Origin of the sequence: Pseudomonas berkeleyensis (assembly GCF_014109765.1) — a bacterium.
GTDB classification, from domain to species: domain Bacteria; phylum Pseudomonadota; class Gammaproteobacteria; order Pseudomonadales; family Pseudomonadaceae; genus Aquipseudomonas; species Aquipseudomonas berkeleyensis.
This window is the reverse complement of record NZ_CP059139.1, coordinates 4,122,736-4,137,602: the sequence shown is the minus strand read 5'-3', so window position 1 is coordinate 4,137,602 and position 14,867 is coordinate 4,122,736. Positions and strand designations below refer to the sequence as shown.

Genomic DNA, 14,867 nt, shown 5'->3' with positions numbered 1-14,867 from the left:
ATCCAGGTCGGTGGAGATCGACGGCAGGATTCATGCGAAACGAATCGTGCCAAAGGTCTCCGGGGCGTGGAAGTTGAGCTCCTTTACCGGGCGCCATGAGGCCCAGTGTGGGTGCGAGGTTTCGTCGGCGCACTTGAACAGGTTGCAGCGCCACGCTTGGCCGGGCAGCGCGTCGAGCGGGCCGACATAGGCTTCCAACAAGGTGAAGGGCAGGAAGAACTGCAGGCACCATTCGGTCGGCTCGCTGAGCTCTGGCTCCACCACGGCAGGTAGGGTCGAACGGATGGCGACCTGGCGGCCCTGTTCGGGTGTCAGTTTGACGAATTCCTTGAAGCCGCCCGGCGCGCGCTCGGCATCGGTGATGTAGTAGCTGAGCAGGGTGCCGTTGCCACTCATTTCCAGGTTCAGGTAGCCGTTGTTTTCGGCTTGCCCGGCCTTGGGCTGAAAGTACACCTCGACGCAGCTGTCCTTGCACACCAGATCCTGGAACTGCGTGTGCACGCAGCGCACGTAGCGATCATGGGCGCGGAAGATGCCGTGGATGCCGGCATCGCTGTACAGCAGGCGCGCTTCGGTGAGCGGGCGGTGGTCGCTGCTTTCCGGACGAAACTGCTCGATACGGATGATTTCCGCAGCCTGCCAGGCGGGATCGGCCCAGTCGGCGTTCAGCGCGGGAGGCTGGGGCAGGTGGTTGACGCGATATTCCATATAGGGATTCCAGTTCTGCTGTGTTCAGAACCTGTTTACGATCTTTTGGACTAGAGCCAGACGATACCGATGGCGGCCCCGCAAAAACAGCTGAGGAACGGTCGGAGTCGCGCTCGACTTTACGAGTTGTAAATGAGCATTACTCGTTTCACTCGCCCTTCGGGCCGTCCTCCGGACGTTCAGTGACAAGTCACTGTCCGAAGCTGTTTTTAACGCCATATGGCTGACGGCCAGGAGATCGTAGACAGGTTCTCAGGTGCCCAGGATCACGTAGATCTTCCGCACCTGGCTGAGGTTTTCCCAGGTGCCCTTGAAACCCGCCGCCACCACGAAGGTGCTGCCGGGGCCGAACTCGCGGCTGCTGCCGTCGGCGTCGGTCAGGCGTACCTGGCCTTCGAGGATGTGGCACAGCTCGTCGTAGTCGCAGTCGCAATATTCCTTGTGCGTACCGGCCTCCCAGACACCAGCGGTGAAGTGTTTGCCGGGGTTGGTGAAGTGACGCCAGGTGTGACTGCGATAAGGCGCCTCAACGATGGCGGGATCGGTGATGTCGCGAACCAGTGGCTCGACCGGGCTGGTGGCGAAATCGATAACGTGAGCGGGCATCTTGGACACGGTGGGTTATCTCTTGTTGGAATGATCAGGAGTCGAAGCCGACGCCGAAGGCGTCCATGGTGCGCAGCAGCAGGTTGCGTCGACCGGTGCGGTCTTCCTGCTCCAGGCCGCGTTGGGCCAGGGTCACGGCGCTGTAGCGGATTGGCTCCGGCGGGAACATCACCGGCGCCCGGCTGAGCATCTTTAGTGCGGTACGCTCGGTCTTTTCGCCCGCCAGCAGGTCGAGCATGGTGGCAGCGGCGAAGCGGCTGGCCGAAACGCCCTGGCCGGTAAAGCCGAGGGCATAGGCGATGCGGCCCTGGCTGGCGCTACCGGTGAACATGGTGGTGCGCGCCGAGGAGTCGATGATGCCGCCCCAGGCGTGGCTGAAGCTGATGTCACCGAGTTGCGGAAAGGTATCGAGGAACTGTTCGGCCAGGCGGATGAAGGTTTCCGGACGTTGGGTGAGGCCTTCGTCGAGTTTGCTGGCGAACGGGTAGACGGCGTCGTAGCCGCCCCAGAGGATGCGGTTGTCGGCCGTCTTGCGCCAGTAGTGGAACTGGTTGCCGGAGTCGGCGATGCCGTAGCGCCCTTGCCAGCCGATGGCAGACAGCTGTTCGTCGCTCAGCGGCTCGGTGGTTAGTGCATAGTCATAGATAGGGATGACCTTGGAGGTCAGGCGCGGCAACAGCGAGGTGAAGATATTGGTGGCCAGGGCCAGACGTTCTGTCACCACCACGCCGTAATCGGTTTCCAGGCGGATGCCGTCGACATGCTCGACCAACTGGCGTACCGGCGAGTGTTCGTAGACCTCGATGCCCTGTTCCAGACAAGCTCGGCGCAGCTCGCGCACCATCTTCACCGGGTTGAGCAAGGCGTAGTTGGATTCGAACAGACCTGCCACATAGTTCGGCGAGTCGAGGCGGGCCTTGAGCGCGTCGCCTTCCAGGTATTGGCAATCGATGCCGAAGCGCCGGTATTTCTCCTGCATGGCCTTGAGGCCGTCGACCTGCCAGGGCGTGGTAGCGACGTTCAGCTTGCCCTGGCGTTCGAACTCCACATTCAGGCCCAGGCGTTCGATGTCCCGCTGCAATGCGTCGAGGTTCTGCCGGCCCAGGCGAATGAGGGCTTCGGCTTCCTGTGGCCAGCGCTTGAGCGCATTGGACACCCCGTGGGAAATGCTCGGCGCGCAGAAGCCGCCGTTGCGTCCGCTGGCGGCGCCACCGCAGGCATTGGCTTCGAGCAGCACGATGCGTTTGTCCGGGTGGCGCTGGCGCGCCAGCAGGGCCGTCCACAGGCCGGTGAAACCACCGCCGACAATGGCCAGATCACAGTGCAACTCACCGGCGTGCCGAGTGAAGCCCGGGGGAGGGCCTTCGGCATCCAGCCAGTAGGGCTGGGGAATCGCGTGCTTGAGACTGGTGAGTGCGCGGTGAGTCATGTCGATGGCTTCTTGTTGGTCTATGAACTCGATAGCCCGAGGATGGCGCGAGCAGCCACCTCGGTGCCGTGGGAGGCTTGCATGGCGCTGCGGGCATCGGCCAGGCGCTGTTGCATGGTGTTGTCGGTTAGCAGTTCGGCGATGGCTTCAGGCAGCGCGCTCAGCGGGTCGGCAAAGCGCGGCAGGTAGCGGCCGACGCCAACTTCCTCGGCGCGGCGGGCGTTGTCGTGGCCGTCCCAGCAGTAGGGGATGATCAGCGACGGCAGGCCGAAGTACAGGGCCTCGCAGAAGCTGTTGTTGCCGCCGTGGTGGATGAACAGCTGGCACTCACGCAACACCGCCGGCTGCGGATACCAGCTGTCCAGGTAGACGTTGTCCGGCACCGCGTCGTACTGCTCGCGGTAGGCGCCGACATTGACCAGAAATCGGTAGGGCAGGGTGGCGGCGATGGCGATCAGACGTTTCATCATGCCCACGTCGGCGGCGCCCAGGCTGCCGAAGCTGAGGTAGATCAGTGGCGCGTCGTTGTGCTGCGGGAACGGCGGCACCACGTACGGCGCCTCGCGTCGTACGCAGCCATCCAGATAGACAAAACGCTGTGGGTCGAGCGGCTGCTGGCGCTCGTAGCGCACCGGTGTCGGCGACAGCAACAGGTTCAACCAGGGCGATTCCTCGAGGAACAGCCCGGGTGCACAAGGCGGGTGGCCACTGCTCTCGAGGAAGCGCGAAAAGCGTGAGTGCGCCGGCTCCACTGCTTCGACATAGCGTTGCCAGTAGGTCTGGCAGGCCTCTTTGTCGCTGGCGCTGGCGCCAGACAGATAGGGCGGTACGGCCGGGTCGGGCAGTTCGGTTTCGGCGCAGGAAATCACCCGCACCCAGGGGCAACCGGCCTTGGCGATGGCCGGGAACATCACCACGTTGTCCAGCACGATGGCGTCCGGTTTGAGCCGTGCGAGCAATTGCTGCAGTGGTTTTTCCGCTTCGATGGCGGTATCGATGATCGCTTCCCAGGCCGGCGCGACGTAGCTGTCGATCTGCTCCAGCGGGGTCTGGTCGAAGTAGGGGATGTTGCGCTCGATGAAGCGCTCCCAGTAATGCTGGTGTTCCTCTGCCGACAGCGGGCTGTCCAGCAGCAAGGGGTACTCGGCGAAGCCGTATTCGGCGAACAGACCCTGGAAGTGTTCGTGACAGATGAAAACCGGGCGAGCGCCCTGCTCGCGCAGCGCCTGGGCGATTCCGATGCAGTTCAGCGCGGCGCCGAAGCTGGCCTCGGGGAACAGGGCGATGAGTTTTTCTCTAGGCATAGTCGACTTTCTTCCATGGCAGGGGAGCAGTGGCTCCTGCCTGCGTGAATTTAATACTGTATTTTTTTTAATAAAAAAACATTTTTATTTTTTGGAGGTGCTGCGCGAGGCGCAGTCGCGTTCGTTCGGCGGCGAGCATGCCATGCTCGTCGCTGACTTATCGGGTTAGCAGGTTACAAGTCTTATCGGCGCTGGTAGAAGCCCAGCGGGATGCCGCGGTTGGCGGTTTGTGGGCGCATGGCGGCAGAGAGGCGCAGGTGCAGGCGCAGCAGGTCGGCGGCGATCTGCAACTGGCCGCGCTCGATATGGTCGAGTATGCGCAGGTGTTCGCGCAGTGATTCTTGCAGGCGATGTGCGTTCATCGACGGTAGCAGGTTGGGCAGGCGTCGCAGGCGTTGATGCTGCAGCAGCGAGTCACCGATGAAGCGGTTGCCGCTGCAGGTGGCGATCATCTCGTGGAAGCCGATGTCGAGTTCGCGGAATTGCTCCAGATCGAAGCGCTCGATCGGCTGTGCCAGCAGCGCCTCGGTGCTGTCGCGCAGTAGCGAGAGGCGCTGACGGTCGATGTTGAAACCCTCGGCCAGCAGGGCTTCCGGTTCCATCACCATGCGAAAGTGCAGGCTCTCTTCGAGTGCGGTGAGGTTGTCCAGCAGTGGGCGGAAGCGCCAGGACTGGCCGGGGCCGCGCTCCAGTACCTGATCCTCGCTGAGCTGGCTGAGCACCTTCTGCGCGGCCGGCCGGCCGATCGCGTAGCGGCGCATGATCTCGCTGACGCTGATGCTGCTGCCCAGGCGCCCCGCCATGCGGTCGCGCAATACCGAGCTGGCCAGTTCTTCTTCTTCCGCCTGGGGCAGAGCGGGTGCCAGTGCCTGGCTGGTCGGGTCGGTCAGCAGGCTGTAGCCGCGTCCGGTCTTGTGTTCGGCCAGGCCCTGCTCGACCAGCAGATTGAGTCCGGCGCGAATCAGTGTGCGCGATACCTCGAAGCTGCGTGCGAGCTGTTGTTCCGAGAGGGCGTCGCCGCTGTTCATCCCGTTTTCCTGGGCGAGCTCGATGATGCGGCGGGCCAGTTCCAGGTGATTGGTGCGGGGTTTTTTCTCGGTGGTCTTGCTCAATTTGGCTCGTCTCGTACGGGGTGGTCGCGCGCGCCCCACCTTATGCCACAGCCCTGCGTGCTCAACAAGAAAGCAGAAAAGTGTTGACTTGATTGGGTCTCTGGTTTTTATTTGAAAAAAAAGACATGCAATACCGCTTTTGATTCGCTGCCTTCGAAACAACAACAAACAATCGTTAGGTGTGCCACATGAAAAGAAGCAGAACCCTGCTGTGCGCAAGTCTCATCCTGTCATCCGCTCTGGCCGCTCCGCTGGTTCAGGCCAAGGATCTGGTGATTTCCATCTGGGACGGTTACATGGCCCCGGATGCCCTGGATAAATTCCACAAGGCCACCGGCATCAAGGCCGACAAGTCGCTGCATGCCACCAACGAAGAAATCATGGGCAAGCTCATGGCCTCCGGTGGTGATGGTTACGACGTCGTCTTCGTGTCCTCGCCCTTCGCCGAGATTCTGCAGAAGCAGGGTCTGCTGGCCGAGATCGATCCGGTCAAGGTTTCCAACCTGAAGAACCTCTACCCCGAGGCTCAGAAACTGGCCTATGACGAGGGCAACCACTTCTCGGTGCCCTACACCTGGGGCACCACCGGCATCTGCTACCGCTCCGACAAGCTGGCCCAGACGCCATCGAGCTGGAACGACCTGCTCAACCCGAGTGAAGAAACCAAGGGCAAGCTGACGCTGCTGGCGACCGACCGCTGGTTGCTCGGCGCCGGCTTCCTGGCCAATGGCTGGAACGTCAACGAAGACGCTCCGGAGCATATCGCCAAGGTGCGCGACCAGTTGATCGCCACCAAGAAACGCATCCTCTCCTTCGACGACACCACCTTCTACTCCAAGCTGGCTTCTGGCGAGACGGTGCTGGCGCATGCCTGGGACGGCTGGTGCAACTACGGCACCCAGGCAAACGCCAGCATCAAGTTCGTGGTACCCAAGGAAGGTTCCGACCTGTGGGTCGACACCATGGTGGTGATGAAGAGCTCGAAGAACCTCGACGCGGCCTACCAGTTCGTCAACTTCATGCTGGAGAAGGACAACCACGCCTGGGTCGCCGAGAACATCCTCTACAAGGTGCCCAACCAGGCCGCCATGGAAGGGCTGAGCAAGGAACTGCTGACGCAGTACCCGAACCTCACCACCACGCCAGCCGAACTCGTCGAGCAGCAACTGCTACGTGACGTCGGTGGCTCTACGCAGAAAGCCTATACCCGGGCGGTGACCGAGATCATGGCCGCCCAGTAACGGCTGCACGACTGCGGGGTTGCATTCGCAGCCCCGCCATCCAAATCCGCTGCATACCACCTCATTGGCTTGGGGTTGGGGGAGCTACGCATGAGTGTTTTGCACGCTGACAGACGTTTGTCGGCCTGGCTGCTGTTGCCTGCATTGAGCTGGCTGGCGCTGTTTCTGCTGGTGCCGTGTTTGCTGGTGCTGGTCTACAGCTTCTTCGAGCGCGGTGCCTATGGCGGCATCGACTATGTGTTCACCTGGGAAAACTACCAGCGCGCGTTCGACCCGCTGTACCTGGATATTCTGCTGCGCTCGGCGAAGATCGCCGGGCTGGCCACGCTGTACGCCGTGCTGATCGGCTATCCGGCGGCCTACGCCATCACCCGTGCGCCACAGCGCCGTCAGGCGGTGTACCTGTTCCTGGTGATGCTGCCGTTCTGGAGCAACTACCTGATCCGCACCTACGCCTGGATCGTCCTGCTCAACCGCAAGGGCCTGATCGCCAGCGTGCTGGAACCCATGGGCCTGTACGGCGAGTTGCTGGACATTCTGTACACCGAGAAAGCCGTGATTCTCGGCCTGGTGTACAACTACATTCCCTTCGTGATCCTGGCGATCTACTCCTCGCTGTCGCGGATCAATGGCGAATTGTGGGAAGCCTCCCACGACCTCGGCGCCTCGGGCTGGACGACCTTCCGCCGCATCATCCTGCCAATGAGCGTGCCTGGCATCGCCGCTGGTGCGGTGTTCGTTTTCGTCCTTAGCATCGGCAACTTCATCACCGCCGATTTGCTCGGTGGCAAGCAGGTGCTGATGGTCGGCAACCTGATCTATTCGCAGTTCCTCACTGCGCGCGACTGGCCGTTCGGCTCGGCGCTGGCCTTCTTCCTCATCGGCATCATGCTCCTGCTGCTGTTCGCCCAGGCGTTGCTGTCGCGACGTGCCCAGGAGGTGCGCCATGCGTAATTCGTCTGGCCTGCTGCTCGGCACTCACCTGTGGCTGGTGTATGCCTTCCTCTATGTGCCGATCCTAGTGCTGATCGCCCTGTCGTTCAACGCCAGTGGTTTGCCCACCGCCTGGGGCGGCGCCTCGTTCAAGTGGTACAGCGCTTTGTTGGCCAACCAGGCGATCCAGCATGCGGCACTGAACACGCTGATCGTCGCGGTGATCTCCACCGTGCTGGCCTGCCTGCTCGGCACGCTGCTGGCGCTCGGCGTCGAGCTGCGCGCACATGCCAGCGGCAATCCGGCGCGCAGTGCCGGGGTGGCTGACACCCTGCTGATGGCGCCGATGATCATCCCCGACATCGTCCTGGCCATCGCGCTGCTGAGCTTCTTCAACTTGCTGAAGATGAGCCTGGGCCTGCACTCGATCATCCTCAGTCACGTGGTGTTCAACATCGCCTTCGTCTGCGCGGTGGTGCGTACCCGCCTCAAGCACTTCGATTACTCGATTCTCGAAGCCTCCATCGACCTCGGTGCGGGCTGGCCGACCACCCTGCGCCGCGTGCTGCTGCCGGCGATCTTTCCGGGTGTGCTGGCGGGCGGCTTGCTGGCGTTCACCCTGTCGGTGGACGAATTCATCATCGCCTTCTTCAACTCCGGTTCGGGCAGCGCCTCGACCACTCTGCCGATGCAGGTCTACTCGATGATCCGCTTTGGCGTCACTCCCGAAATCAACGCTCTGGCGACCCTGGTGATGCTGGTCAGCTTCACTGCGCTGTTCGCTTCCCAGCGGCTCAACAAGGTGCAAAGCAAGCATGAAGACTGACAAAGCCCCGGTGCTGGTTCTGGACAAGATCAGCAAGAGCTACGGCCAGGGTCTGGCTGTGAACAACGTGTCGCTGAGCGTGCGCGAGAACGAATTCTTCGCCCTGCTCGGTCCGTCCGGCTGCGGCAAGAGCACCTTGCTGCGCATGCTCGCTGGCTTCGAGACGCCGACCTCCGGGCAGATCCTGCTCGATGGTCGCGACATCTCGCCGATGCCGGCCAACCGCCGTCCGCTGAACCTGATGTTCCAGTCCTACGCGCTGTTCCCGACCATGAGCGTGGCGGCCAACATCGCCTACGGCCTGGAGATGGAAAAGCTGCCCAAGGACGAGATCGCCCAGCGCGTCGAGGCCATGCTGGAGACCGCGCAACTGCGTGACCTGGCCCGGCGTCGTCCGGATCAGCTGTCCGGCGGTCAGCGTCAGCGCGTGGCCCTGGCCCGTGCGCTGATCAAGCGCCCACGTGTGCTGCTGCTCGACGAGCCGCTCGGCGCCCTGGACAAGAAGCTGCGCGGCCAGATGCAGCTGGAGCTCAAGCGCCTGCAGCACGAGAGTGGCATCACCTTCATCGTGGTCACCCATGACCAGGAAGAGGCGTTGGTCATGGCCGACCGCATGGCCGTACTCAAGGACGGCCAGGTCAGCCAGTGCGGCACGCCTGCCGAGCTCTACGAGTACCCGCAGAACCGTTTCGTCGCCGACTTCATCGGTGTCAGCAACCTCATCGAGGCCCAGCGCCTGTCCGGCAACCAGGTCGAGGCCGGTGGCCAGACGTTGCGCATCGAGCCAGGCGCCGAAAGCCTTAGCGGCAAGGTGACACTGGCCGTGCGCCCCGAGCGCCTGCGTGTGCTGGGGGCCGCTGACAGTACCTGCGACAACCGCCTCGACGGCCAGGTAGTGGAGGTCGCCTACCACGGCCTGGACACCAACCTGCACGTGCGCACGGCGGTGTCGAGCAAGCCCTTGATCGTTCGCGTGCCGAGCGCCGAACACGAGTTTTCCGCCTTCACCTGCGGCATGCCGATCAGCCTTGGCTGGAACGCTGTGCATGCCCGTGTCCTGTCCTGCTGAATCACAAGAACAACGTTGGGAGTACTGAAATGAGTGAACGCAAAGTCATCGCCTTCTTCCCCGAGGCCGCCTACGGCCCGGCGCTCAATTCCGTGGGCATCGCCCAGGCTTGCGAGGCCCTGGGGCACAAGGCCGTGTTTCTGACCGACCCGGGCATGACCGGGGTCTACTCGGCCTACGGCTTCGAAGAACACTACGTGAACATGTCCGAGCCGATGCCGGCTGACGAGATGGCGCGCTACTGGTCCGACTTCATCAATGGGCATATCCCCAACTTCGGCAAGGAGCCGATTGACCAGTTGGATAACTACGTCAAGGAGTGCTGGTCGGCCATCGTCGAAACCAGCAAGTGGGCACAGAAGGAGCTGCCGGCGATTCTCGACCGGATCAAGCCGGATCTGATCTGCGTCGACAACGTCATCCTCTTCCCGGCCATCAAGCAGTACGGCAAGCCGTGGGTGCGCATCATCTCCTGCTCGGAAAACGAGGTCGAAGATCCGGATATCCCGCCGTACCTGTCGGGCATGAGCATCGACGACAAGGCCGGGCATGAGCGCTTCCGCACCAAGTTCGAGCAAGTCATCACGCCGATCCACGACGACTTCAACCGCTTCCTCAACGAGTGCGGTGAGCGTCCCTATCCGCTGGGCACCTTCTTCGAAGAATCGCCGTGGATGAACCTGCTGCTGTACCCGGATCCGGTCAAGTTCGAGCGCCGTTACCCGCTGCCGAGCCGCACCTTCCACTACCTGCAAGGCTGCGTGCGCCAGGACAAGCCGTACGAGATCCCCGAGTTCCGCGCGAACAACGACAAGCCGCTGCTCTACGTCAGCTTCGGTAGCCTCGGTTCGGGCGACGTCGGCCTACTCAAGCGTCTGATCGCCAGCATCGGCCAACTGCCGTACCGCGCCCTGTTCAACGTCGGCGAGCATGTCAGTGAGTACAGCGACCTGCCGGACAACGTGATCATCTCCAACTGGTATCCGCAGCCCTCGGTGATCGCTCAGGTCGATGCGGTGATCCACCATGGCGGCAACAACAGCTTCACCGAGTGCCTGTATTTCGGTAAGCCGGCCATCGTCATGCCTTATGTCTGGGACGGCCATGACAACGCCATGCGCGCCCAGGAAAGCGGTCATGGTTTCCGCATGCACCGCAGCAACTGGGAGCACACCGAGCTGGCCGAGAAGCTGGCGCTGTGCGTCGGCGACGCTGAGATGAACGCGCGCCTCAAGCGCACCAGCGAGTACATGACCTCACGCAAAGGCCCGCAAGACGCGGCCAACATTCTCGACGGAATCCTCAAAAATGCCTGAAGCCATCCTGCAATCCAGCGCGCCACGCATCGTCGGCGCGCGTGACTACGCCGACCTGGTCGACTGGGGCTACCAGTCCGATGCCGTCGCCGGGCAGTCGCATTCCAGCGGCCGCCTGCTGCACAAGGGCCCGGACAATCGTCCGGAAGTCGGCCTCTGGGTGTGCACGCCGGGCACCTGGAAGTTGTCCATCCCGCGTGACGAGCTGTGCCATTTCCTGTCGGGCGTCGCCATCTATCGCCGCGACAATGGCGAAGTGATCGAGGTCGGCGCCGACACCCTGGTGCTGTTCCCCGCTGGCTGGACCGGCGAATGCGAGGTCGTCGAGACCCTGCGCAATACCTACATGCTGGTCTGAGCCGGCTGATTCTGCCGTGTCCATGTGGACGCGGCTTCGTTTGAACAAAGTGAGTACACGACCATGACAACTCCCATCATCCGCCGTCCCCTGGAAGTCACCGAGCTGAAGGACTGGGGCATCATCCCGACCATGCTCGAAGGCGAGTCGCACGTCAGCGGCGTGGTGCTGCACAAGGGCCCGAACGGTGAGTCCGAATGCGGCATCTGGCACTGCACGCCGGGCAAGTGGTTCTGCCATGTGACCAGCGACGAGTTCTGCCACTTCCTCGAAGGCCGCTGCACCTACGTGCACGAGTCGGGCGAAGTGATCGAGATCACCCCGGACACCGCCGCCTTCTTCCCCAAGGATTGGAAAGGTGTGTGCACCGTCCATGAGACGGTGAAAAAGGTCTACATGATTCGGTGATGACATGAATCCAGTCCTGACCTCTCAAACGGATGCCCGCGCGCAGATGCGCGAGGCCTTCGTCGCCGACCATTGGCATGCCGGGGTACAGCTGCAGGCGCTGCCGGCGGACGCTTCGGCGCGCCGCTACTTTCGCCTGGCGGGTGCCGACCTGCTGCTGATGGATTCGCCGCCGCAGTCCGAGCCGCTGCGGCCTTACCTGCAGGTCGCCGAGCTGCTGCGCGACCTGGGCTTGTCCGCGCCGCGCGTGCTGGCGGCCGACGAGGCGGCAGGGCTGGCCCTGATCGAAGATTTTGGCCACAGCACCTACACCCGCCTGCTCGCTGCCGGTCACGCCGAGGCGCCGCTGTATGAGCTGGCGGTGGATTGCCTGGCGCAGCTGCACGCGGCGCCGGCCGAACTGGGCGCAGTGTTGCCGGCCTACGACGACAAGCGTCTGGCTGACGAATTCGCCCTGTTCATCGACTGGTATGCGCCACTGCTGCTCGGTGCGGCGCCGTCCTCATCGCTACGTGCCGCCTACATGGGGCTGTTCGACGGCCTCTGTGACGACGCCGCGCAGCGCCGTGAGGCACTGGTGCTGCGCGACTTCCACGTCGATAACCTGATGCTTTTGGACGGACGCAGCGGCGTGGCCGCCTGCGGCCTGCTGGATTTCCAGGATGCCTTGCACGGCGCCTGTGCCTACGACCTGATGTCGCTGCTTGAAGACGCCCGGCGCGATGTGCCACGCGAACTGCAGGCGCAACTGCTGCAGCGCTACCTGGCGCAGCGCCCGGAGCTCGACCAGGCGGCGTTCATGGCCGATTACGCCGTGCTCGCCGCGCAGCGCCACGCCAAGGTGCTTGGCATCTTCGTGCGCCTGGGCCAGCGCGACGGCAAACTCGGCTACCTCGCTCACCTGCCACGGGTGCTGCGCCTGTTCCGTGAGGCACTGGAACGGCCTGCACTGCACCCGCTGCGCGATTTCCTCGATTGCCACCTCGAAGGCTGGCGCGACGACCTTCCGGTCGCCGTGCTCGACGGCCTGCGTGGCCAATCTCTCTGACTTTGCAGGAACTGCCATGACCACCTTCAACTGCGACACCCCGCTGCGCTTCATCAACCCGGACTACCAGAGCCCGGCGACCCGCCGTCTGCGCGGCATCATCGATCCGGCCAGCCTGCAGCAGGTCGGCAGCATCGGCTTGTGCGAGCGCGAAGATGTCGACGCCGCGCTGGACGCCGCCAGCGCCGCCTACCTGCAATGGCGCAAGGTCGACGCGAAAAGCCGTGCGGCCGTGCTGCACCGCCTGGCCAACGCCATCGAACAGAACGAGGCGTGCAACCGCGAAGTGGCCCGCCTGATGACCCTGGAGATGGGCAAACCCTTCCCCGAAGCCATGGGCGAGCTGGCCAACTGCGCGCCGATCTTCCGTTACTACGCCGAGATGGCCCGCGACGAGGCCGGCAAAGTGGCCGGTACCACCCAGCTCGGCTCATTCCAGCATGTGCGCTACGAGCCTTATGGCGTCAGCGTGCACATCATGCCGTTCAACTTCCCGATCCTGCTGATGTGCTGGACGCTGGCCGCCTCGCTGGCCGCCGGCAACGCCTGCATCGTCAAGCCGGCCGAGAGCACCAGCCTGTGCACGCTGAAGTTCATGGAACACTTCCGCGAGCTGCCGGCCGGGCTGATTTCCTGCCTGCCGGGCGATGCGCAGACCGCGCAACTGCTGGTGCAGTCCGAGCGCACCCACGCGGTGGCGTTCACCGGCAGCGTCGCCGCTGGCAAGGCGGTGGCGATGGCCTGTGCCGAGCGGATGAAACCGGCAGTGATCGAGGCTGGCGGCAGCGACCCGATGATCATCAGCAAGCACGCGCCGCTGGACGTAGCCGCTGCCGGTGCGGTGACCGCTGCCTTCCACCTTACCGGGCAGATCTGCACCTCGGCCGAGCGTTTCTTCGTGGTCGACGAGATTCACGACGAGTTCGTCGCCCGCTTCGCCGAACGCACCCGCCAGTTGCGTATCGGTCATGGTCTGGAACACAGCGAGATCGGCCCACTGGTCAGTCAGGCTGCACGTGACAAGGTCATGCGTCTGGTCGACGACGCGGTGGCGAAAGGCGCCGAGGTCGTCTGTGGTGGGCGCATCCCGCCGCAGCATCAGGTCGGCTGGTTCTACGAGCCCACCATCCTCGCCGGGGTGACCGCCGAGATGGCGATCTTCCACGAGGAGTGCTTCGGCCCGGTGGCGGCGATCTGCAAGGTGGCTGACTTCGACGAAGCCGTGCGCCTGGCCAACGACTCGCCCTTCGGTCTCGGTGCCTCGCTGTTCTCCACTGACCTGGCCGAGGCCATGGAAGCGGCGGATCGCCTGGAAGCCGGTATGGTCTGGGTGAACAACCCGCTGATCGACAACGACGCGCTGCCGTTCGGTGGCTGGAAGATGTCCGGCATGGGCCGTGAGCTGGGCCGTCAGGGGCTGGATGCTTTCCGTCGCTCGAAGATGGTGATCATCGACCACCAGCCGCAGATCCAGTCCTGGTGGTATCCCTACGCCGACGATGCGTTCTATCGCGCCTGAGGAGGGGATGATGAGCGATCAAGCGCAGTTCCCCACCCTGGCACTGATCCTGGCCGCTGGCCAGGGCACGCGCATGCGTTCCACCTTGCCCAAGGTGATGCACGAGGTGGGTAATCGTCCGCTGCTCGGCCACGTTCTGGCCACCGCACTTGAAGCCGGTGTGGAGCGCCTGGCGGTGGTGCTGGGGCCGGATAGCCCGGCAGCGGCCGACTACGTGGCACAGGTGGCGCCGCAGGCGCAGACGTTCGTTCAGCGTGAGCGCCTGGGCACCGCCCATGCGGTGCTGGCCGCGCGTGCCGCACTGGCGGCGCAGGCTGAGGGGTGCGTGCTGGTGCTGTTCGGCGACTCGCCGCTGATCGGCACACAGACCCTGGCGCGCTTGCGCCAGACCCTGATCGACGGCGCCGCGGTGGCGGTGGCCGGTTTCACCACTGCGCAGCCCGGACCCTACGGCCGCTTGCTGGTGGAGGGCGGTCACCTGCGTGCTATTCGCGAGGCCAAGGATGCCAGCCCGGCAGAGCTGGCGATCAACCTGTGCAATGGCGGCGTGATGGGCTTTCGTGCCGAGCACTGCCTGGCGCTGCTGGAGCGCATCGGCAACGCCAATGCCCAGGGCGAGTTCTACCTGACCGACGCGGTGGAGTTGGCCAACGCTGCCGGCCTCGCCGTGGTGGCGGTGGAAGTCGAGGAAGAGGAAATCATGGGGGTCAACGACCGCGAGCAACTGCATGCCGCCGAGCAGGTGTTCCAGCGCCGTCGCCGCAGCAGTGCGATGCGTGAGGGCGTGACCCTGGCCGCCGCCGATACCGTATTCTTCAGTGCCGATACCGAACTGGCGGCCGACGTGAAGGTGGAGCCGTGCGTGGTCTTCGGGCCGGGTGTACGGGTTGGTCAGGGCGCTCGCGTAGCGGCCTTCAGCCGTCTGGAAAACATACGAATCGAAGCGGCCGAACGGGCCAGAAAACCTGTTCACGATCTTGCGAGCTAGAG

General features: G+C 63.6%; 15 protein-coding genes. 10 read left to right on the top strand and 5 right to left on the bottom strand.

The features are described 5' to 3' along the window. Nucleotides 1-30 precede the first annotated feature (30 nt). From HS968_RS19190 to HS968_RS19170, 5 genes are all read right to left on the bottom strand, one after another. A complete protein-coding gene (locus HS968_RS19190; RefSeq protein WP_179622289.1) occupies nt 31-708 on the bottom strand; it encodes a carbohydrate-binding family 9-like protein in 678 nt (225 codons plus the stop codon). A gap of 252 nt (nt 709-960) precedes the next feature. Continuing rightward, complete coding sequence (locus tag HS968_RS19185; protein WP_179625143.1) at nt 961-1,314, bottom strand: cupin domain-containing protein; 354 nt, start codon at nt 1,312-1,314, stop codon at nt 961-963. A 34-nt stretch (nt 1,315-1,348) separates the two neighbouring features. After that, nucleotides 1,349-2,743, bottom strand: coding sequence for an NAD(P)/FAD-dependent oxidoreductase (locus HS968_RS19180; RefSeq protein ID WP_238338861.1), 1,395 nt, complete (start codon nt 2,741-2,743; stop codon nt 1,349-1,351). A gap of 20 nt (nt 2,744-2,763) precedes the next feature. Further along, on the bottom strand, nt 2,764-4,047 hold the full coding sequence (locus HS968_RS19175) for a glycosyltransferase (RefSeq protein WP_179622288.1): 1,284 nt from the start codon (nt 4,045-4,047) through the stop codon (nt 2,764-2,766). 182 nt (nt 4,048-4,229) lie between these two features. Further along, nucleotides 4,230-5,159 (bottom strand): GntR family transcriptional regulator, encoded by a 930-nt coding sequence (locus tag HS968_RS19170; protein WP_182368195.1) that lies wholly within the window; start codon nt 5,157-5,159, stop codon nt 4,230-4,232. A 188-nt stretch (nt 5,160-5,347) separates the two neighbouring features. Here HS968_RS19170 and HS968_RS19165 point away from each other — a divergent pair, with 188 nt between their 5' ends. The 10 genes from HS968_RS19165 to HS968_RS19120 all read left to right on the top strand — a co-directional run bounded on the left by HS968_RS19165 (nt 5,348) and on the right by HS968_RS19120 (nt 14,865). Next, entirely contained in the window at nt 5,348-6,400 is a 1,053-nt protein-coding gene (locus HS968_RS19165) for a polyamine ABC transporter substrate-binding protein (protein WP_182368193.1), read from the top strand. A gap of 90 nt (nt 6,401-6,490) precedes the next feature. Further along, nucleotides 6,491-7,354 carry an ABC transporter permease gene (locus tag HS968_RS19160; RefSeq protein WP_119693190.1) on the top strand — a complete coding sequence of 288 codons (864 nt, stop codon included), beginning with the start codon at nt 6,491-6,493 and terminating at the stop codon, nt 7,352-7,354. Further along, the gene (locus tag HS968_RS19155; protein WP_179622286.1) at nt 7,347-8,159 is read left to right on the top strand and encodes an ABC transporter permease; all 813 of its coding nucleotides are present in this window, start codon (nt 7,347-7,349) and stop codon (nt 8,157-8,159) included. Before HS968_RS19160 ends, HS968_RS19155 begins: the two co-directional genes overlap by 8 nt. Beyond that, nucleotides 8,149-9,228: an ABC transporter ATP-binding protein gene (locus HS968_RS19150; RefSeq protein ID WP_119693188.1), complete on the top strand. Its 1,080-nt coding sequence runs from the start codon at nt 8,149-8,151 to the stop codon at nt 9,226-9,228. Before HS968_RS19155 ends, HS968_RS19150 begins: the two co-directional genes overlap by 11 nt. Before the next feature lie 29 nt (nt 9,229-9,257). Beyond that, nucleotides 9,258-10,544 carry a nucleotide disphospho-sugar-binding domain-containing protein gene (locus tag HS968_RS19145; protein ID WP_182368191.1) on the top strand — a complete coding sequence of 429 codons (1,287 nt, stop codon included), beginning with the start codon at nt 9,258-9,260 and terminating at the stop codon, nt 10,542-10,544. Continuing rightward, complete coding sequence (locus HS968_RS19140; RefSeq protein ID WP_106736725.1) at nt 10,537-10,902, top strand: cupin domain-containing protein; 366 nt, start codon at nt 10,537-10,539, stop codon at nt 10,900-10,902. The genes HS968_RS19145 and HS968_RS19140 overlap by 8 nt, the downstream gene beginning before the upstream one ends. A gap of 63 nt (nt 10,903-10,965) precedes the next feature. Then, entirely contained in the window at nt 10,966-11,310 is a 345-nt protein-coding gene (locus tag HS968_RS19135; protein WP_106736724.1) for a cupin domain-containing protein, read from the top strand. Nucleotides 11,311-11,314: 4 nt separating this feature from the next. After that, entirely contained in the window at nt 11,315-12,358 is a 1,044-nt protein-coding gene (locus HS968_RS19130; protein WP_182368189.1) for an aminoglycoside phosphotransferase family protein, read from the top strand. A gap of 16 nt (nt 12,359-12,374) precedes the next feature. Beyond that, entirely contained in the window at nt 12,375-13,877 is a 1,503-nt protein-coding gene (locus HS968_RS19125; RefSeq protein ID WP_106736722.1) for an aldehyde dehydrogenase family protein, read from the top strand. Between the two features lie 10 nt (nt 13,878-13,887). Further along, a complete protein-coding gene (locus tag HS968_RS19120) occupies nt 13,888-14,865 on the top strand; it encodes an NTP transferase domain-containing protein (protein ID WP_182368187.1) in 978 nt (325 codons plus the stop codon). The last annotated feature ends 2 nt before the right edge of the window (nt 14,866-14,867 follow it).

Coding starts and splice junctions, on each gene's coding strand:
- HS968_RS19120 (WP_182368187.1), top strand. CDS start 13,888: ATGAGCGATCAAGCGCAGTTCCCCACCCTGGCACTGATCCTGGCCGCT.
- HS968_RS19175 (WP_179622288.1), bottom strand. CDS start 4,047: ATGCCTAGAGAAAAACTCATCGCCCTGTTCCCCGAGGCCAGCTTCGGC.
- HS968_RS19145 (WP_182368191.1), top strand. CDS start 9,258: ATGAGTGAACGCAAAGTCATCGCCTTCTTCCCCGAGGCCGCCTACGGC.
- HS968_RS19135 (WP_106736724.1), top strand. CDS start 10,966: ATGACAACTCCCATCATCCGCCGTCCCCTGGAAGTCACCGAGCTGAAG.
- HS968_RS19190 (WP_179622289.1), bottom strand. CDS start 708: ATGGAATATCGCGTCAACCACCTGCCCCAGCCTCCCGCGCTGAACGCC.
- HS968_RS19125 (WP_106736722.1), top strand. CDS start 12,375: ATGACCACCTTCAACTGCGACACCCCGCTGCGCTTCATCAACCCGGAC.
- HS968_RS19130 (WP_182368189.1), top strand. CDS start 11,315: ATGAATCCAGTCCTGACCTCTCAAACGGATGCCCGCGCGCAGATGCGC.
- HS968_RS19180 (WP_238338861.1), bottom strand. CDS start 2,743: ATGACTCACCGCGCACTCACCAGTCTCAAGCACGCGATTCCCCAGCCC.
- HS968_RS19185 (WP_179625143.1), bottom strand. CDS start 1,314: ATGCCCGCTCACGTTATCGATTTCGCCACCAGCCCGGTCGAGCCACTG.
- HS968_RS19160 (WP_119693190.1), top strand. CDS start 6,491: ATGAGTGTTTTGCACGCTGACAGACGTTTGTCGGCCTGGCTGCTGTTG.
- HS968_RS19165 (WP_182368193.1), top strand. CDS start 5,348: ATGAAAAGAAGCAGAACCCTGCTGTGCGCAAGTCTCATCCTGTCATCC.
- HS968_RS19150 (WP_119693188.1), top strand. CDS start 8,149: ATGAAGACTGACAAAGCCCCGGTGCTGGTTCTGGACAAGATCAGCAAG.
- HS968_RS19140 (WP_106736725.1), top strand. CDS start 10,537: ATGCCTGAAGCCATCCTGCAATCCAGCGCGCCACGCATCGTCGGCGCG.
- HS968_RS19155 (WP_179622286.1), top strand. CDS start 7,347: ATGCGTAATTCGTCTGGCCTGCTGCTCGGCACTCACCTGTGGCTGGTG.